The organism is Variovorax sp. GW821-FHT09D05 (assembly GCF_059416325.1).
The window spans coordinates 154,838-173,386 of record NZ_JBWKOZ010000009.1 but is presented as its reverse complement, the minus strand read 5'-3'; the positions used below and the strand labels follow the sequence as shown (position 1 = coordinate 173,386).

Below are 18,549 nucleotides of genomic sequence, written 5' to 3'. Positions count from 1 at the left end.
CAAGGAGCATCCGGGCCCGCGCGCCGCGGGTACCGTCCACTCAAGCAAGGAGCGTAGCCATGTCTTTCAAGATTCTCTGCTGCGACGGCGGCGGTATCCGCGGCGTCATCACGGCGATGCTGATCCAGGACCTGGACAAGAGTTTCGGCATCGTCGCAAGTGCGAATGGTTTCGCCGGCACGTCAACCGGCGGCCTGATCTCGCTGGGCCTGGTGAACAACGTGAGCATCGACAAGATCGTCAGCGTCTACCAGAACGATGGCTCCACCATCTTCAAGCCCAACGGCTGGCTGCTGGACGCGCAAGCCAAGCAGCAGGACCGGGCACCGGCGCAGTCGACAGAAGACCTGCTGGGCAGCGGTCCGGGCATCTTCAAGTGCCAGTACGTCAACACCGGCTTGCAATCAGTCGCCCAGCAGCTGGTGGGTAGCGGCGGTGCGCTGTCCTCGGCGAGCCGCTTCGTGGCCGTCAACTCCGCGCGGCTGTGGGATGCGAACCAGAACAGCTGGGCGCCGTGCACCATCTCCAACGGCCAGAGCAACGCCTACCGCGGCATCAGCATGGTGGACGCCGCGCTGGCCACCTCGGCCGCGCCAACGTACTTCCCGCCGTACCAGATGGGCGACTTCGGCTACTTCGCCGACGGCGGCACCTTCGCCAACAACCCCTCGATGACGGCGATCGTGGAAGCGATCTACCAGGGCTACGCCACCGCCCCGTCGGACATCGTGATGCTGTCGCTGGGCACCGGCGTCAATCCGGTGGGTGTGCCGCCCAGTTCCGTTTCCAATCCGCTGGACTGGGGCGTCACGCATTGGCTGTGGCCGTTCAGCGACGGCGTGGTGCCGGCTACTGCGCTGCTCAACCTCACCATGGATGCCACCGCGGAGTTGGCGGCGACCCAGGCCGGCCAGCTGCTCGGCAGCAACTACATGCGCGGCAACGTGCCGCTGGCCCAGCCGTTCGGCCTGGACGACTACAAGAACGTGGGCGAGCTGGTGAGCGCGACGCAGAAATACATCGAGACCTCGCCCGAGTGGGCGGCGGTGCGCAGCTGGGTCCAGCAGAACTGGACTTGAGCGAGGCGAGCGACGCTGGCGGCGTGACTATCGGCTTCGCTGGCCCAGGGTCAGCGAATCGATCTGGAAATTTCCGCTCTTGTCCCAGAGCCAGGTATCCACGTACGTATGGGCGCCGAGCTTGCCGGGGTTCGGCAAGGGCGACGTGGCCTTGATCAGCTCCGCAATCATCGGCGGCACTTCGGGCGCATGGCTCGGCGTGCGGCTGAAATCGACCCTGATCACCTTGCCCGTCGCGTCGATGTCGGTCTCGACGACCACCACCGCATACACCAGCGGCGGGATCTTGCCCTTGTAGATGCGGCTCGCGTACTTGTTGTAGATGTGGCGCGCGCCGATCTTGCGGTAGGTCCGCACGGCCGGCGTCTGCGCGGTGATCAGCCGCACCGTCGGCACGTCGCGTCCGGACGCGGTCTCGTCCGCAGGCGAGGTTGCAGCGCTCTTGCCGCCTTCTTCCGCCTTGTCGCCGGGCTTCAGCAGCGAGCAGGCCGTGAGCGTCAGCGCGACGGCCGCGATTGCGAGGTTGCGTATGGTCATGGGCTCAGGCACCCAGGTCGAGATCGAGCACCACCGGCGCATGGTCGCTCGGCTTTTCCCATTTGCGCGGCACGCGGTCGATGATGCAGCCCTTCACGCGCGGCACCAGCGGCTGGCTCACCAGGATGTGGTCGATGCGCAGCCCGCGGTTCTTCTGGTAGCCCAGCATGCGGTAATCCCACCACGAATAGCTCTTCTCGGGCTGCTCGAACATGCGAAAGCTGTCCGTCAGGCCCAGGTCGAGCAGCGCCTTGAAGTGGTTGCGCTCTTCCGTCGTGTGATGGATCGTTTCCTTCAGGCCCACCGGGTCGAAGCTGTCGCGGTCTTCCGGCGTGATGTTGAAGTCGCCCAGCAGCACCAGGTTCGGGTTGGCCGCCAGCTCCTGGCGCAGCGAGTCGCGCAGTGCGTCGAGCCACTTCATCTTGTATGCGAACTTCTCGCTGCCCGGCTCCTGGCCGTTCACGAAGTAGCCGTTGACCACGCGCAGCGGACCCGAAGGCGTCTCGACCGTGGCCGCGATCACGCGCGACTGGTCATCGCTGAAGTCGGTGATGTTCTTCACCACGTCGCGCACCGGTGCAAGGCTGAGAATCGCCACGCCGTTGTAGGTCTTCTGGCCGAACACCGCGGCCTCGTAGCCGGCCGACTTCAGCACCTCGAGCGGGAACTTGTCGTCGGTCATCTTGAGCTCCTGCAGGCACAGCACGTCGACCGGGTTGGCAATGAGCCAGTCGAGCACGTGCTGCAGGCGCGCAGTGAGGGAATTGACGTTCCAGGTGGCGATTTTCATGGGTTTGCTGACTTGTTGATTGCCAATGATCTTTGCGTCGCGCGCGGCGCAGCGCTGCATTTGGCCGGTCAGCTTAGCAAAAGCACTCGACCTCTCCGAGTGCAAGGCAGGTAAGTGGGCGCAACAGTAGTTCGGGGCAGGCGGGCGGGCACTCCGGGGAATACTCCGGTTTCTTCGGCCATAGGCGCCCGGACGGCGAATGCGATGCGGCTACTCCGGCGCAGCAGCGGGTGCCTGGGATTCCTGCGCCTGCTGCAGGCTTTGTTGCTGCGGTGCGTCGACCGGAGCGGCCGGCCCGCATGCACTGCGGTTCCTGATCGCGATGCCTTTGACGAGGTGGCGGGGCACGTGGTGTGTCCTTATCAACTGCGCCAGCGCCTCGCTGCGCGCTGGTTCGCATACCGGTAGAAACATGTGCAATGAGCTCATGGTGTCGTCCAGTGAACGCCAGAAAAGAAAGCTCGGATCTGAAAGAGGGGAAGGCGGCCTCTGGCGTGGCCGGCGGACATTATGAGCGCCTGAATTCCGCTGTGCGCAATCGCCCTCCCGGCGCAGATGCCATCGATCGAATGACGCCTACAGCGTCTCGTTTTCCTTGAGCACGCCCGCCTTGCGCAGGGCGGAGTCCAGCCACTTGGCCGCCGTGTCGCCTTTCCTGATGGCCTCGATGCGTGCGGCTTCGTCCTCGACCTTCTGCTTTGCGGCCTGAAGAAGCGTCTCGACTCTTTCCCGCTCGACCACCACCACGCCGTCGGCATCGGCCACGACCAGGTCGCCTGCACGCACGGCCACGCCGCCCACGGACACCGGATGCCCGATGCGACCCGAGGCCAGCTTCGTCGGGCCGTTGGGATTGGTGCCGACCGAGAAGACGGGAAAATCCATCTCGTCGATCTCGACGCTGTCGCGCACCGCGCCGTCGATCACCACGCCGGCGATGCCGACCTGCCGGCAGGCGTTCATCATGATCGTGCCCATCAGGGCGGCGCTCTGGTCGCCCTTGCCGTCGATCACCAGCACGTCGCCGGGCTTTGCCAGCGCAATGGCGGCGTGGATCATCAGGTTGTCGCCCGGCCGCACTTCGACCGTGAGCGCACTGCCGACGAGCGTCATCCGGTGGCGCAAGGCCTGGATGCGGCCGTGCAGGGCGCCCCGGCGGCCTGCCACGTCGGCAAGGATGGCCGGCTGGAACGCCGAGGCCTGCCGGACCAGATCGGAGGGAACGCGCTCGAAGTCGCGAATGATGTCGGGTAGCTGGTTCATCGTCTGTCTCTCGTTCTCTTTCTTACTCGGCCTTGACGTCGGCGTCCTTCACCACGCGGCCCCACTTGCGCTTGTCGGCAGCCAGGAAGGCGCGGAACTGCTCGGGGGTGCTCCCTACGGGCTCCAGGCCGTCGGCTGCGAGCCGCTTGGAGATCTCGGGCATCGCCAGCACCTTGGCAACCTCGCGCTGGATGCGCTCGACGACGGCCGGCGGCGTGTTCTTCGCCGCGCAGATGCCTGCCCAGGTCACGGGGTCGAAGTCGGGAACGCCGGCTTCCGTCACGGTCGGAATGTCCGGAAAGGCCGCCAGCCGGCGCGGGCTGGCCACAGCCAGCGCGCGGAGCTTGCCGGCGCGTGCGTACTGCATCGAGCTGACGGGCTGGTCGAAGATCATCGAGACCTGGCCTGCAATGAGGTCCGTCATGGCCTGGCCAGTGCCTTTGTAGGCCACGTGAACGATGTCGATGCCTGCGCGGCTCTTCAGCATCTCGCCCGCAAGATGCCCGCCGGTGCCCGTGCCCGAGGAAGCGAAGTTGATCTCGCCGGGCTTCTGCTTGGCGTATGCAACGAGCTCCTTGACGCTCTTCACCGGCAGGGTCGAATTAACCAGCAGCATGTAGGGCGCGTTGACGACTTGCGTGACCGGTGCGATGTCCTTCTCTGGATCGAAGGGCATGCTCTTCAGGATGTACGGCTGGATCGACAGGGTTCCCGTGGTGCACATCAGCAGCGTGTGCCCGTCCGCAGGCGCGCCGAGCATCGCCGATGCCGCGATGTTGCCGCCGGCGCCGGGACGGTTCTCGACCAGCACCTGCTGCCCGAGCCCTTCCGCCAGCTTCGGCGCGATCAGGCGCGCCACGACGTCGTTGGAACCGCCGGGCGAAAAGCCGACGAGGATCTTCACCGGTTTCGACGGAAAGGCATCTGCAGCCCACGCATGGGTGGCGCCAAGCCAGACGGTGCCCGCGGCAAGGGCCGGCAGCAGCTTCAGAAGAGGTTGGAGTTTCATTGCAGTTCCTGGTTGATGGCTTGGCCCGAGAGTTCGTCGCGCGCCCGCGCAATGCGGCGGCACCCTTCCAGCAGCTGCTCCGTGCTGGCGGCAAACGAAATGCGGAAATGTGTCGGCACGCCGTAGGCACTGCCTTGCAGCGCCGCCAGGTCCTGCGAATCGAGCAGGTGCATCACCCAGTCGTCGCTGCTCTCGATTGCGGCGCCCGTGCGTGTGCGAAGACCGAACAGCGCGCTGCATGACGCGAAGATGTAGAACGCACCGTCGGGCGCTGCGCAATGGATGCCGTCGATGGCATTGAGCGAGGCAACCACCATGTCGCGCCGCTTCTCGTATTCGCGCCGGTTCGAGGCAATGGTGTCCTGCGGCCCCGTGAGCGCGGCGACTGCCGCAGCCTGTGCGATCGAGTTCGGCCCGGAGGTGCTCTGCGACTGGAGCTTGACCATCGCCTTGATCAGCGCCGAAGGCCCGGCGCCGTAGCCGATGCGCCAGCCCGTCATCGCGTAGGCCTTGGAAACGCCGTTCACTGTCAGCGTGCGGTCCTTGAGGTCGGGCGCCACCTGGGCCATGGTGGCGAACTCGATGTCGCCATAGATCAGGTGCTCGTAGATGTCGTCGGTCAGCACCCAGACGTGGGGGTGGCGCCGCAGCACCTCGGCCAGTGCCTGGAGCTCGGCACGCGTGTAGGTCGCCCCACTCGGGTTGTTCGGCGAGTTCAGCATCAGCCAGCGTGTCTTGCGGGTGATGGCGCGTTCTAGGTCGGCAGGCTGCAGCTTGAAGCCCGATGCCGCCGGGCAGTCGACGAAGACCGGAACGCCGCCGGCCAGCAGGGCGATGTCCGGGTAAGACACCCAGTAGGGCGCCGGCACGATCACCTCGTCACCCGCCGCGACCGTGCACATGAGCGCGTTGAAGATCACCTGCTTGGCGCCGGTGCCCACGATGATCTCGTTCGGTGTGTAGGCGAGCCCGTTCTCGTTGAGAAGCTTGCCGGCAATGGCTTCCTTCAGCACCGGCGTGCCGCCCACGTCCGTGTAGCGGGTCTGGCCGTCGGTCATGGCTCGGATTGCCGCTTCCTTGATGTGCCCGGGTGTCTCGAAGTCGGGCTCGCCCGCGGTCAGGCCGAGGATGTCCCGGCCCATCGCGCGCAGCTCGCGCGCCCTCTGGCCGGCCATGGAACTGGGGGATGGTTTGATTCGATTCAGGCGTGGTGCGATGTGAAGCATGCACGCAGTATCAAAGTCCGGCTGCCGCAGGACAAACGAGAAATCGGAGGAGCGCGGTATTCCTTTTTTTCCTGCAGAGCCATGGGCGTACATTCCGCTGGCATGAACTTCACTTTCAAGCAGCTGGAGGCCTTCCTCTTCAGCGCCAAGCTCCAGAGCTTCAGTGCCGCGGCGGTGAAGCTGCATACCACGCAGTCGGCCATCTCCAAGCGCCTGGCGGAACTGGAGGAATCACTCGGCGGCCCCTTGCTTCATCGCACCTCCCACGGCCTGGAGCTGGCCCAGGCTGGCCGGGAGCTGCTGCCGCTCGCGGAAGAAGCGCAACGGCTCTGGCAGCGCATCGAGCACGACATCAGCCTCGACAAGACGCTGCGCGGCACCTTCCGTGTGGGCGTGACGGAGCTGATTGCGATGACCTGGCTCACGCGCCTGATCCAGCTGCTGCAGAAGCTGCACCCCCAGGTAACGCTGGAGCCGGTGGTGGATGCGGGGCTCACGCTCTTCGAGCGCCTCGAAGCCAACAAGCTCGACCTGACCATCATGCCCGGCATCTTCTGGGGCCAGGCCTTCGAATCGATCAAGGTGGGGCAGGTCGACCAGGCTTGGATCGCGAGCCCGCGGCTCGACATTCCCGCGCGGGCATTGAAGCCGCACGAGTTTGCCGACTACCCCGTGATCGAGCAGCCTGCAGGCGCCTCGAAGAACAGGTTCTACGAAGCCTGGCGCGCGGAGCACGGCTTCCGCTTTGGCAAGGTCATGCTGACGAACAGCACGACCGTCTTGCGCGAACTGACGATCAGCGGCTTCGGCATCAGCCAGCAGGCGCTCGACTATGTGCGCCCGGACATCAAGAGTGGCCTGCTGCGTGTGGTGAAGAGCGACCCCATGCCGCCGCCGCTGGTCTACAGCGCGGTCTACCGGCGCGACAACTCCAGCCCCGCGCTGGCGCGCATCGTCGAGCTGGCCGTGAAGACATGCGATTTCACCTTGCGGGCGAGCCAGCACGACGTGGCCCCGGCGCGCCCACCGCAGGGCTCGGGCGCGACGCTGAGGCAGCGCTCGCTGCGCCAGGGCGTGAAGACGCCTGCCAGGAAGACCAGGAAATAGATGCGGGTTACTGGGCCTACTGGGCTACTGGGCCACATGCCCGTAGCAGGCCTTCAGGCCCGTGTAGTCGTAGTAGTGCGCCGTGCCCGCAGCCTTGGCGCCATCGCAGGCCGCCTTGAAGTCGGTTTCCTTCTCGTTGTAGAGCATGCGCACGAGCAGTCTTCCGCCGCCGTCGGCGAACACGTCCCACTGCATGTTGGCCGCCATCGGCGAGACGTAGTCGCCGCGCCATGTGTTGCTGTCGTAGCTGAAGCTGGAGGCCTTGGGCACGCTCTGGTCCTCGCCCTTCAGGCCCATGCGCACCGCGAAGGGCATCATGATTTCCGCGTGCGTGAAGCGCAGCTTGGCCGCGTGCGAGCGGTCGCCCCTGGCGATTGCATCGACCTCGTTGAACATGTCGTCGACCAGGATCTGCGACATGCGCGAGGTGATGTCGCCTTTCTCCGTCATGCCGGGGCCCTTGTCGTAGAAATCGGAGCCGTCGTTGAGCGCGGCGAAGAACTTCGCCTGCGCTGCGGGCATGTAGGCCGTGAAATCGACGCCGGCCTCGCTGCGCATCGCGGGTGCGATCACATACAGCTCGTACAGCAGCGCGCCTGCGTCGCCGGGCGACTTGATCGATGTCTTGCCGTCGCCGCTCAGGCTGGGCGCGAACTTGCCGTCGTCGCTCGTGTAGCTGAAGCTGCCGCTGTTGGAAAAGCTGTACGTGCCGTTGGCGATCTTGTCGACGAAGCTCCTGGCGAACAGGCGCTCCAGCAGCAAGCGGCCGGCAGCCGCGGCCTCCGGCGCGACCGTCAGGCCGCTCTGCTTGGCGAGCAGGTCGGCATCGTTGCTCTTGTAGTTCTGGTAGGCCAGGCTGGCCTGGTAGGTCGTGTAGAGCGGATCGGTGGTGTTCGTTACCAGGTCGGTCGCCTTCACGAGCTTGTGGAAGTACAGCAGGAAGCGGTTGGTGCCCACCGGCTGGCTCACGGCCGTGCCGTTGTCGGGGTAGGGCGCCGGTGCCGGCGGATAGGTCAGCAGCGGCGCCAGCGCAGGCTGCACCGCCTTGAGCGACTGCACGAAGAAGTTGCCGCTGTCGACTGCGCGGTCGACGCCGGAGGTCACCGTCACGATCTGGCGCGGGGCGGAGCCGGCGTTGTCGCCGATCTGCTTCCAGTAGGCCGGCAGGCGCTGGACCAGCCTTGCCGCAAGCTGCGTGTGCTCGTTGATGCCAACCTGCGTCTCGTTGCCGTAGCCGGGCGTGCTGATGCCGGCCACGCCATAGCCGAGCAGGAAGTTGGCCTTCATGATCTTCAGCACGTCGGGCCCGAGCTTCTCGCCCAGTGGCGTGAGGGCGCCGTCGTCCTGTGCCTTCTTCCACATGTTGTAGATCGCAAGGTCGTACTTGAGGCCCGAGAGCCCGCGCGAGCCGTGGCGCGCAACCACCTCGGTGTAGACCGGCGAGAAGCCCGTGGGCGCCGCCTCGTAGGTGCTGACATCCTGCTGCGGGCGGTACGGTGCCTTGGTCTGGTAGTAGCGGTCGGTCAGGGCGGCGGCCGTTACCACCGCCTTGACGTCGTCAGTGTTAGCGGCCGATGCGAGCGCATCGCGGATGCGCTGCAGGCCTTCGTCGGAAGCGGCCTTGAGCGCGGCCTTGGCAACGGGGTCGCTCTCGGTGTTGATGTCGCCGAGCAGCTTCGACACGACCACGCCGACAGAGATCGCCACCTTGCCCGCAGCGGTCTTGAAGTCGAGCCCGTTGGCTTCCATCTCCGCGACCACCGCGGTCGATTGAAAGTCGACGACGCCCGGTGCTTCCTTCGGCGCACGCAGCACGAGCGCTGCAGTCACCGGCTTGGATGAGGGGATGGACGGATCGAGCTCCGTGGCATCGGTGCCGATCTCGGCCACGATGCCCGCGCCCGAGCCGGCAAGCGTGAAGCCGCCCTGCTTGTCCGATCGGGTGGACGGTTCGCCCGCATCGCAGCGGCCGTTGGAGTTGAGGTCCAGGCAGACCTTGGCGTTGACGAAGTAGCTGCCGACCACGACCCCGCTGGTGCTGGTGGTCGTTGTGCTGCCCGGCGTTGTGGAAACCCCGGCGGCCGGAGGCAAGACGAAAGAAGAACCGCTGTCTCCCCCTCCGCATGCAACCAGCAGGAGCGCCGAGAGACTGAGACAAGAAACCGGCACGAGGGCCAGGGCGCGGCGAAGCGGAGAAGTAGGCTGCATGAGAGTCACGGACGAGCGAAAGGGGTGGAGCTTTCAGCGCGTGCGTGACATGGCGGTGACTGACAGAGCGCAGCAGAAGGTGGTCAGGTCCTGGTCAGCTGGCCAGGCTGGCACTGACTACGCGCGATCAGTGCCGTCCGCTGCGCTGGATGCGGTGGCGCAGTTGACTGGAAAGCGTGTCCGCAACAATCACCATCACGGTGATGACGATGATGCAGGTGGCCGTCTCCGGATAGCGAAAGAGCTTGAGGCTGCTCACCAGCTCGAAGCCGAGCCCGCCGGCGCCGACCATGCCCAGCACCGTCGCCGAACGCAGGTTCACCTCGAAGCGATAGAGCACCACGGCGATCCACGCAGTGACGACTTGCGGCAGCACGCCGAACACGATGACCTGCAACGGCCGCGCGCCGGTCGCGCGCAAGGCTTCGAGCGGGCCCTGGTCGATTTCCTCGATGGCATCCGCGAAGAACTTGCCCAGCATGCCCGCGCCATGGAGCGCCAGCGCCAGCACACCGGGAAACGGCCCCAGGCCAACAGCCGAGACGAACACCAGTGCCAGGATGAGCTCGTTGATGCTGCGCACCACGTTCAATGCCTGCCGCGTGCTCTGGTAGATCCACCGGTTGCTCTGCAGGTTGCGCGCGGCCAGGAACGAAAGGGGAATGGCGGGTAGCACGGCCAGCAGCGTTCCCCACACCGCGATCTGCACGGTCTCGAGCGCGGGTGCGACGAGGCGGCTGAGGATGTTCAGGTCGGGCGGCAGGGTGCGGCCGAGAAAGTCCAGGATCTGCGGCAGGCCCGCTGCGAGTTCCGTCCAGCTGAGCTGGGCTCCGGCGGCGCTCCATTGCAGCGCCCAGGCCACGATGCAGAGTCCGATGAGCAGGTTGAACCAGCCGCGGCGCCCTTCGGGGAGCGGGCCGGTCCAGGCGTATCTGGTCGATGCGGTCTTCATGTTCGTCATGTTCATCCTTGCGTGCCGGCCATCGAGGGCATGGCCAGTGCAGTCGGAGTGCTGGCTGCGTCCTTCCGGTCGATGGCCGGTTGCGGCATGTTGTAGATGCGATCGATGTCGTCCTGCCCCATGGCCTGCGGCACGCCGTCGAACACGACGCGGCCTTGCGCGAGCCCGACGATGCGGTCGGCAAACTCGCGCGCGTAGTCGACCTGATGCAGGTTGCACAGCACGGTGATCCCCAGGTCGCGCGAGGCATCGTGCAGGTACTGCAGCACCTTGCGCGAGGTCTGCGGGTCGAGGCTGGCAACCGGTTCGTCCGCGAGGATCAGCCTCGGCCGCTGCGCGAGTGCACGGGCGATGCCCACACGCTGCATCTGGCCGCCCGACAGCGAATCGGTGCGGTCATGCGCCTTGTGCGCAAGGCCCACGCGGCCGAGGCACTCGTGTGCCAGCGCGATGTCTTCGCGGCTGAAGAAGTGCACCACCGAAGCGAGCGTCGACACTGCACCCAGGCGGCCGGTCAGCACGTTCTTCAACGCGCTCAGCCGCGGCACCACGTTGTGGTGCTGGAAGATCATTGCGACACGCTGGCGTAGCGCGCGCGTGTCCGCGCACTGCACGGCATCCATGCCGTCGACCTTCAGTTCGCCGCCGTCCGCCACGGCCAGGCGGTTCACGCATCGCAGCAGGGTCGATTTGCCGGCACCCGACTCGCCGAGCACCACCACGAACTCTCCCGCAGCCGCGTCCAGGTCAACGCCGCGCAGCACGGCGTTGTCGCCGTACTGCTTGGTGAGCCGCCGGATGCGGATCACTTCATGCTCCGCAGATCGAGCTTGAGCACCTTGGCGGTGTCGCGCACGACGTTGTAGGCCGCGTCGTTCGTGGGCTGGAAGCCGTTGAGCACGCCCTGGTCGCCCCACGGCAGGTCCTTGACGTTGGCCAGGGCCTTCGCGATCTTCGCCTTCAGCGCCGGATCGAGGTCCTTGCGCCAGACCATCGGCGATTCGGGAATCGGGTTAGACGACCAGACGATCTCGAGCTCGTCCGCTTTCACCTGGCCCTTGGCGATGGCGCTCGCGAGGATGCGGTCCGCCACGGCTGCGGCATCGACCTTCTTGTTGGCCACGGCGAGGATGCTGGCGTCGTGCGAGCCCGAGAAGATGACGCGGCTGAAGAAGGTCTCTGGGTCGTAGCCGGCCTGCAGCAGGCCCGCCTTGGGGAACAGGTGGCCGGACGCGGAGGTCGGGTCTACGAAGGCGAAGGTGCGGCCCTTCAGGTCGGCGGTCTTGGCGAGGCCGCTTTCCTTGCGCGCAATGATCACGCTCTTGTAGGAGCTCTGGCCGGTCTTCTTCGTGACGGCCACCGCGAAGGCTTCCACATCGGCGATCTGATTGGCCAGCACGTACGAGAACGGGCCGAGGTAGGCCACATCGAGCTTCTTCGAACGCAGGGCTTCGATGACGCCGTTGTAGTCGGTGGCCACGAAGGGCTTGACCGGCATGCCCAGTTGCTGCTGCAGGCTGTCGAGCACCTGGCGGCTGCTCTCGATCATGGCCTGCGAGTCCTCGGCCGGAATCAGGCCGATGGTGAGCGGTGGCGCGGCCAACGCCGGCATGGCGGTGACGGTGGAAAGGGCGAGGGCGATCAGGCTTCGGCGCAGGCGAAAGACGGGGCTCATGGGTGGTGCTCGGTGGGGTGAAGGTTGGGAATTAGCGCAAGACTAAGAACGCCATGTGACAACGAAATATCAAATCGATCACGTATTTGTCACGTATCTATTGAGACAATCTATGGATGTCAGCAGCCAGACTCCGTGCTTTTCTCGCCGTGGCCCAGCACGGCAGCTTCAGCGGTGCCGCGCGTGCCGTGGGCCTGAGCCAGCCGACGCTCACCACCCAGGTCCAGGCCCTTGAGCGCCAGCACAACGTCGTGCTCTTCCATCGCCAGGGTCACCGCATCGAACTCACCAGCGTCGGCGAGCGCCTTCTACCCATCGCGCGGCAGATCGCTTCGCTGGAGCAGGACTCGTACAACCTCCTTCACGACAGCGGCGACCTCCAGTCCGGCGAACTCAAGCTCGGGGCGGTTGGCCCCTTCCACGTCATCGAGATGGTCGATGCCTACCGCAAGCGCTACCCGCGCCTCGACGTCTCTATCCGCATGGGCAATTCGTCCTCGGTGTTCAAGGACCTGGAGGAATACGCCGTCGACATCGGCGTGCTGGCGCGCTTCCACGAGGCGCCCGGCTTCAGTGCCACGCCGTATGCGCGGCACGCACTCATCCTGTTCGTGCATCGCGACCACCCCTTCGCGAGCCGCGGCCAGATCCGGCTGGACGAGTTGCACGGACAGCCGATGCTCCAGCGCGAAAGCGGCTCGAGCACGCGGCGCGCGCTCGACGAGGCTTTCCAGCGCGCGGGCGTCCGTCCGAAGCTCGCCATGGAAATCGGAAGCCGCGAGGCCATCCGTGAAGCGGCCGCGCGCGGCATCGGCATCGGTGCCGTCTCGGAGGCGGAGTTCATTCCGGACGAGCGCCTGCGCACCGTTCGCATAGAGGGCGACCCCGCCGTGACGCACACCTACCTCTATTGCCTCCAGATCAGGCGCGAGAGCCGCGTGCTCGCATCTTTCTTCGACGTGGCGCTGAAGCTGCGCAAGGGGCTGCAGCCTGCGGCTACCTGAGCGCTGAGGAGGCAAGCGACGGCATCGATCCTCCGCGAGCCTGCAGGCGGGCGTCGATCGCATCGAAGAACGACGAGATCAGCCGACTCTCCCGACGCTCGCGCAGGCAGCACACGTGAATGTGCGTGGAGACGACATCGCCTTCGATGCGCACCGGCCTCAGGCGCGGATCGGGCACGTATTCGGACTGCGAGACGGTGCCGATGCCAAGCCCCCTGGCCACGGCTTCGCGCAGCGCCTCGCGGCTTCCGATTTCCATCGCGACCTGCACGGTCACGCCCTGCGCGATCAACGCGTCCTCCAGCGCCTTGCGGGTCGTGGAGGCGGGTTCGCGCATCAGCAGCGGTTGTCCCGACAACTCCTTCAGCGCGATCGACTTGCGCTTGGCGAACGGATGATCGACGTGCACGAACACGATCACCGGGTACTGCGCGTAGAGCTGCGTGTAGTAGCGCTCGTCGGGAAACCGGCTTGCCAGCACGCCCACGTCGCTCACGTATTTGTCGAGCGCGTCGAGGATCACTTCGGAATTGCCCAGCGTGATGGAGATCTTGATGCGAGGGTGGACCGCGTGGTACGCCTCGATCATCTCGGTGACATGAAAGGGCCCGACCGCGCCGACCTTCAGCGATCCGTACCGCAGCTTGCCGCTGTCGTCCAGCAGCGAACTCATGTCGCCTTCGAGCGCGATCATGCGCCGGGCCAGCGGCAGCATCTCCAGCCCCAGCGCCGATAGTTCCACGCGCCGGCCGCGGCGGTGGAACAGCTCGGCACCGTATTCGCGCTCCATCATCTGGATCTGCGAATTGAGTGTGCTGTGGCTCATGCCCAGCGTGCGCGCGGCGGCTGTGAAGCCGCCCTCTTGCGCGACGGCGATGAATGCGCGAATCTGGTTGAGCGTCACTGCAGGGTCTCCCGGGCCACTGGGTCGTCTGAAAGGGCGCCATGATGCCGGGCGATCATGATGGCCGCGTGTAAGCCACCGGGCTACGTGGCCGCGACCCCCATGGCCGGATCGCTCACTCCGTCCTTGCCGGTCTCCAGCCGGCCCGCGAAGCGCCGCTCGAAACTGGTGCCCATGGTCAGCGTGAAGTCGTACCAGCTGTTGGTTCCTGCGAGCGACCATGACGGCTCCACCTGCATGCCGGGCGCCACGGTGTAGGTCCAGGGGCCGTCTGTGCGGTACGCGTTGGCGCCGACCGTCACGGTCGCTGGGGCGTTGCCCATGTTCATGATCGTCAGGTACACCGAGTTGCCGCTGCTGTCGTAGCACACGCGCACTTCCGGGTTCGGCCCGCTCGCCAGCGCGCCGAGGTCGCCCTTGAAGCGCCGGTGATAGCCGTTGGGCCCGAGCACCCACAGGCTGTATTTGCCCGCGTTGTCGGCCACCGCCGCCCAGGCGTCGGAAATCATCTTGCCGGGCTCCACGGTGAAGCGCCTGGGGTAGCGCGACAGGTTCAGCTCGTCGTACACGTGGAACACGGCGCCTTGCGTGCCCGTGTTGCTGAACGTGAGCCACACCTGGCCGTTGGGCAGGTCGACGTTGGCGCTGGTGTGCAGGTGATACGGCAGCGCACGCGAGGGCCGCAGGGCGAGCGCCTGCGAAGGCAGCGGCACTGAACCCGCCGCGGGCACCGGCACGCCGGGCGCGGCCACCTGCTGCGACAGCGTGGCATCGGCCTGCGCCTTGGTCGGCGCCGTCACCAGCGTGGGCTTGGCCGCGTTCGGGTTGCGGAAGTCGAAGCACGACATCAGGTCGCCGAACACCGTGCGGCGCCACGGGCTGATGTTGGTCTCGCGCACGCCGAAGCGCTGCTCCAGGAAGCGCAGCGTCGAGGTGTGGTCGAACACCTGCGAGTTGACCCAGCCGCCGATGCTCCACGGAGAAATCACCAGCATCGGCAGCCGCACGCCGGCGCCGAAGGGCTTGCCGTCGGGCGTGCGCTTGCTCGAGTCGCCGGGCGGCGGCGGCATCGTGTAGTACTCGTTGGTGATGTCCGCCGTCGACTTGCCGGCATAGGTTCCGTCCGCGTTGCGCCACGGCGGGGCCGGCGGCGGCATGTGGTCGAAGAAGCAGTCGTTCTCGTCGAAGTTGATGATGAGCACGGTCTTGCTCCACACCTCCGGATTGGCGGTGAGCATGTCGAGCAGCGTCTGGATGTACCACGCGCCCTGCTGCGGAACCGACATGCTCGGGTGCTCGCTGTAGGGCCCCGGCGCGACGATCCAGCTCACCTGCGGCAGCGTGCCCGCGGCGATGTCGTCGGCCACCGCCTGCAGGTAGCCGCCGTCGGGCATGGTGTTGCCGAAGCCCTTGTACAGCGGCGACTGCGCTTCGATCGCAGGCGAGTACGCCACATTCGGCGAGCCTTGCGACCGCAGTTGCTCGTCGACGGCGCGATAGGAAGCGAACGCCACCAGCTGGTTGTTGTTGCTGTTGTTGCCCGGCCTGTTGTAGACCTTCCAGCGCACGCCGGCGGCCTGCAGTCGCTCGGGGTAAGTGGTCCAGGTCAGGCCATCGGTGGAGGGCCCCAGGCCGCCCCAGTTGGCGTTGGTCACGCAGGCCTGGCCGGCCACGTTCGCACCGTTCGTGCCGCTCCACAGGAACATGCGGTTGGTGAAAGTGCCCGTGTGGATCGACGTGTGATACGCGTCGCAGATGGTGAAGGCATTGGCCAGCGCCCAGTGGAACGGCAGGTCGGACTGCTGCAGGTAGCCCATCGAGATCTTGGTGTTCTTGGCCTTCGGCCATGCCGCCATGCGCCCGCCGTCCCATGCGGATTGCTGGTCGCCCCAGTCGTGCGCGCCACCGACGCGCAGCGCGTTGCCCTTGGTCGCATCGAGATAGAACGGCTGCACTGAGTCGGCGGTGCCCTGCTGCAGCCACACGGGGTTGCCCGAAGCCATCGGAATGGTGAAGCGGTCGCTGAAGCCGCGTACGCCGGGCATGGTGCCGTAGTAGTGGTCGAAGGAGCGGTTCTCCTGCATCAGGATGATGACGTGCTCCACGTCGTTGATGGTGCCCGTCGCGTTGTTCGCCGGGATGGCAAGCGCGCGCTGGATGGCGGGTGGAAACGGGCCGAGTGCGGCGCCGGCCGCGGCGGCGCGCAGGAAGGAGCGGCGGTTGAATGGAGTCATGGTTGTTGCGATCGACGTGCCCTCAGGGCGCGCAGTTGAGCTTCGAGTTCGGGAGCGTTGGCGGCAGGTCGGTGCCGGCGGCCGCGCAGCTTGCGCATGGCGCCGCCACGATCGGAATCTCGGCAGGCGCCGCGCCGTCGCCGGTTGCCGCAGCAGCGATGGGCAACTGCAGGCTGGCCCCGCCGCTGTTGCCGCCGCCACCGCACCCGGCGATGAACAGGCACGCAATACCTGCTGCAAGGAAGAGGCAGAAGCTGGATTTCATGATGGGTGCCTCCTCAGTTGACCTGCAGCGTCGACAACGGCTTGTTCGACAGGAAGATCGATTGCAGCTCGGCATCGGTCAGCACGCGGTTCCACATCGCCAGGTCGCCGAAGTGGTGCTGGTACGTGGGCGCGGTTGCGCACTTGCCGGCGAAGTACGGTGGCGTGACGGAGCCGTTGCACTTGTTCATCAGGAAGGTGCCGGTGCCGTCGTCGCCGATGCCCCACTGCGGAAACGGCGAGAGCTTGGAGAGATCGACCGACCCCGTCGACTTGCCCACGGCCACGCGGTTGGTGGTGCTCGTCACCGGATCGAACACGTACATGTTCATGATCTTGGCCACGCCGTCGACCGAGAAGGCGATGTACACCCAGCGGTTGACGGTGATCTGCGTGTAGGGGCTGGTCGGCCCGTCCGCACGCACGCCCCCGCCGGAGCCGATGTTGAATGCCACGCCGCACTGGTTGCCCGAGCTGGCGAACAGGCCGATGGCAACGCCGGCATTGCCACCGCTCACATAGCTCTTGTTGGAGACGATGGTCACGTTGTTGGTGGCAACGCACGATGGCGTCTTGAACCAGAGCCCGATGGTGAATTGCGGTGCCGTGCCCTTCGAGATGTCGAAGCCATCGGCCGGCGTGAGACGGTAGCCCTCGACGCCGTTGGTGTTGACGAAGTTCGTGTCCACCAGCAGGCCGTTGGTGCCTGCGAACGGACCCGGCACCACGAGGCCGGCTGCGGGCGGAAGGTCGCTCGCGGCGGGCCCCATCGTGCTGTGCGCCATCGCATCGACCGGCGGCAGCGTGGTGCTGAACGGGTAGTAGGAGACCAGTCCGTTCTTCAGCGTCGGCGCCAGCGGAACCGGCGGAACGTAGGACACGAGTGGTGAGAGCACTGCCCTCGACGCGGCGTCCGCGCCGTCGCCGGCCTGCACCGTGTAGCTGAGCTGGTACGTGCCCTTGGCGCTCAGCACTTGCGAGAGCTGGCTGTCGGTGTACGTGGCGGTGCCCGCAGGCAGGTTCGAAGCGATGACCTGCCCGTCGCGCATGACCGTGATCGCACCCTTGGCCGGAGCCGTCCAGTTCAGCACCACGCTCGCGCTGGAGGAGTTGTTGTCGGCCACCGATGCAGTCAGCTGCGACACGGCCTGCGCTCCGGTCAGCGGGCTGCCGTCCAGCGCGTAGGTCTTCGCGTCCGGTAGCGCGCCAAGGTAGCCGAGCACGGTCGGCGCAACGTCGGCGATGCCGGCGTTCGCATACAGGTCGGTCAGCTTCTGCGGCAGTGCAGCGCCGACGCCTTGCGTTCCCATGTTCGCGGGCTGGTTCAGGCCGATGAAGGTGCTCGACTCGGGCACCAGCGGCAGGCCGTCGTCCTGGCTGTTGGCGCTGAGCCCGTGGTTGCCGGTCACCACGACGAGCCATCGGGTGTTCGGGCGCTTCGACGTGGCGTCGACGAGTGTGCCGACCGCCTTGTCGAGCTTGGCCAGCGTGCCTGCGTATTGCGTGGAGCCGAGTCCGAAGTCGAGCGCGGCATCCTTCATCGCGCGGTACTGCGCGAGCACCGTGGCGTAGTCGCCGCCGATCAGTTGCGTGGCTTGCGTGGTCACGCAGTCGGTGGCGGTCGCATTGCCGGAGCAATCGGTGAGCGAGTCGAGGTAGCCGCTGTCGTGGTCGGAAGACAGCAATTGGGCCAGCCCCGACGAAGCGACGGCCGCACCGTTCGGCCCCGTGTTCCTGCCCTTGGTCAACTGGAACACGGTGGCGCCGCGCACCACCTGCTTCGGTGCTTCCGACATCACCTGGTGGCGGCTGGCCCAGGTGCCGGTGAGCAGCGTCGCCCAGCCGGGCGTGTCCAGCGTGGGCTGCTGGCTGGGCGTGCCGGCCATGCCGCCGCTGTAGGCCAGCCTCACTTCGAGCTTGGCGAGGTTCGGCAGCGTGCCGTCGGCGATGCCGCTCTGCACTGCGGCGTAGGTGGCGCCGTCGAGGTCGATGACCAGCGTGCGGTTGGCGAGCGGCGTCGATGGTGCTTCGGGCGACGTGGGGGCGGGTGATGACGGGGCCGGCAATGCAAGCGCCGCGCCGCCTGAACCGCTGCCGCCGCCGCAGCCGCTCAGTGCGGCAACGAGCGCGGTCGTGAGCGCGAAGGTGCGCGCCCATCCGGCAGCGCGCTGCCGCGCGCCGGTCGGGTCTGGTGCCTTGCGCGCCCGCATGGCGGTGCCTGGGGGAATGGCTTGGGGAATGAAGTGCTCGACTGACATTTTTTTCGGCTGCCTCTGGTGGGGGGAGTG

Annotated in this window: 17 protein-coding genes; 3 read left to right on the top strand and 14 right to left on the bottom strand. The window is 66.4% G+C overall.

Annotation, left to right across the window (positions count from 1 at the left end; all coding sequences use genetic code 11):
* Positions 1-59: 59 nt before the first annotated feature.
* The gene (locus tag AC07O3_RS24390) at positions 60-1,079 is read left to right on the top strand and encodes a patatin-like phospholipase family protein (protein WP_495340540.1); all 1,020 of its coding nucleotides are present in this window, start codon (positions 60-62) and stop codon (positions 1,077-1,079) included.
* A gap of 27 nt (positions 1,080-1,106) precedes the next feature.
* Here AC07O3_RS24390 and AC07O3_RS24385 read toward each other — a convergent pair whose 3' ends face one another.
* The 6 genes from AC07O3_RS24385 to AC07O3_RS24360 all read right to left on the bottom strand — a co-directional run bounded on the left by AC07O3_RS24385 (position 1,107) and on the right by AC07O3_RS24360 (position 5,904).
* A complete protein-coding gene (locus tag AC07O3_RS24385) occupies positions 1,107-1,616 on the bottom strand; it encodes a hypothetical protein (protein WP_093050207.1) in 510 nt (169 codons plus the stop codon).
* A gap of 4 nt (positions 1,617-1,620) precedes the next feature.
* Positions 1,621-2,406: an exodeoxyribonuclease III gene (gene xth / locus AC07O3_RS24380; protein ID WP_495340539.1), complete on the bottom strand. Its 786-nt coding sequence runs from the start codon at positions 2,404-2,406 to the stop codon at positions 1,621-1,623.
* Between the two features lie 210 nt (positions 2,407-2,616).
* Positions 2,617-2,835, bottom strand: coding sequence for a hypothetical protein (locus tag AC07O3_RS24375; RefSeq protein ID WP_097199674.1), 219 nt, complete (start codon positions 2,833-2,835; stop codon positions 2,617-2,619).
* A gap of 147 nt (positions 2,836-2,982) precedes the next feature.
* Positions 2,983-3,669: an RraA family protein gene (locus AC07O3_RS24370; protein WP_093180060.1), complete on the bottom strand. Its 687-nt coding sequence runs from the start codon at positions 3,667-3,669 to the stop codon at positions 2,983-2,985.
* Between the two features lie 22 nt (positions 3,670-3,691).
* Positions 3,692-4,678, bottom strand: coding sequence for a Bug family tripartite tricarboxylate transporter substrate binding protein (locus AC07O3_RS24365; RefSeq protein WP_097199673.1), 987 nt, complete (start codon positions 4,676-4,678; stop codon positions 3,692-3,694).
* The gene (locus AC07O3_RS24360; RefSeq protein ID WP_495340538.1) at positions 4,675-5,904 is read right to left on the bottom strand and encodes a pyridoxal phosphate-dependent aminotransferase; all 1,230 of its coding nucleotides are present in this window, start codon (positions 5,902-5,904) and stop codon (positions 4,675-4,677) included. The genes AC07O3_RS24365 and AC07O3_RS24360 overlap by 4 nt, the downstream gene beginning before the upstream one ends.
* Before the next feature lie 102 nt (positions 5,905-6,006).
* Here AC07O3_RS24360 and AC07O3_RS24355 point away from each other — a divergent pair, with 102 nt between their 5' ends.
* The gene (locus AC07O3_RS24355; RefSeq protein ID WP_495340537.1) at positions 6,007-7,011 is read left to right on the top strand and encodes a LysR family transcriptional regulator; all 1,005 of its coding nucleotides are present in this window, start codon (positions 6,007-6,009) and stop codon (positions 7,009-7,011) included.
* A 24-nt stretch (positions 7,012-7,035) separates the two neighbouring features.
* On the opposite strand, the gene AC07O3_RS24350 is transcribed toward AC07O3_RS24355, so the two are convergent.
* The 4 genes from AC07O3_RS24350 to phnD form a co-directional block, all read right to left on the bottom strand.
* Positions 7,036-9,102: a histidine phosphatase family protein gene (locus AC07O3_RS24350; RefSeq protein WP_495340536.1), complete on the bottom strand. Its 2,067-nt coding sequence runs from the start codon at positions 9,100-9,102 to the stop codon at positions 7,036-7,038.
* Between the two features lie 244 nt (positions 9,103-9,346).
* Entirely contained in the window at positions 9,347-10,186 is an 840-nt protein-coding gene (phnE, locus tag AC07O3_RS24345) for a phosphonate ABC transporter, permease protein PhnE (protein ID WP_218149814.1), read from the bottom strand.
* A complete protein-coding gene (gene phnC / locus AC07O3_RS24340; RefSeq protein WP_495340535.1) occupies positions 10,183-10,989 on the bottom strand; it encodes a phosphonate ABC transporter ATP-binding protein in 807 nt (268 codons plus the stop codon). The genes phnE and phnC overlap by 4 nt, the downstream gene beginning before the upstream one ends.
* Complete coding sequence (phnD, locus tag AC07O3_RS24335) at positions 10,986-11,855, bottom strand: phosphonate ABC transporter substrate-binding protein (protein WP_495340534.1); 870 nt, start codon at positions 11,853-11,855, stop codon at positions 10,986-10,988. Before phnD ends, phnC begins: the two co-directional genes overlap by 4 nt.
* A 116-nt stretch (positions 11,856-11,971) precedes the next feature.
* Here phnD and AC07O3_RS24330 point away from each other — a divergent pair, with 116 nt between their 5' ends.
* The gene (locus AC07O3_RS24330; RefSeq protein WP_093050233.1) at positions 11,972-12,859 is read left to right on the top strand and encodes a LysR substrate-binding domain-containing protein; all 888 of its coding nucleotides are present in this window, start codon (positions 11,972-11,974) and stop codon (positions 12,857-12,859) included.
* Here the strand turns inward: AC07O3_RS24330 and AC07O3_RS24325 are convergent.
* From AC07O3_RS24325 to AC07O3_RS24310, 4 genes are all read right to left on the bottom strand, one after another.
* Positions 12,852-13,763: a LysR substrate-binding domain-containing protein gene (locus AC07O3_RS24325; protein WP_093082742.1), complete on the bottom strand. Its 912-nt coding sequence runs from the start codon at positions 13,761-13,763 to the stop codon at positions 12,852-12,854. The two genes, AC07O3_RS24330 and AC07O3_RS24325, sit on opposite strands and share 8 nt — an antisense overlap.
* Positions 13,764-13,846: 83 nt before the next feature.
* On the bottom strand, positions 13,847-15,997 hold the full coding sequence (locus tag AC07O3_RS24320; RefSeq protein WP_495340533.1) for a phosphocholine-specific phospholipase C: 2,151 nt from the start codon (positions 15,995-15,997) through the stop codon (positions 13,847-13,849).
* Positions 15,998-16,019: 22 nt separating this feature from the next.
* Positions 16,020-16,262, bottom strand: coding sequence for a hypothetical protein (locus AC07O3_RS24315; protein ID WP_440533815.1), 243 nt, complete (start codon positions 16,260-16,262; stop codon positions 16,020-16,022).
* Between the two features lie 13 nt (positions 16,263-16,275).
* A complete protein-coding gene (locus tag AC07O3_RS24310) occupies positions 16,276-18,519 on the bottom strand; it encodes a hypothetical protein (RefSeq protein ID WP_495340532.1) in 2,244 nt (747 codons plus the stop codon).
* Between the last annotated feature and the right edge of the window lie 30 nt (positions 18,520-18,549).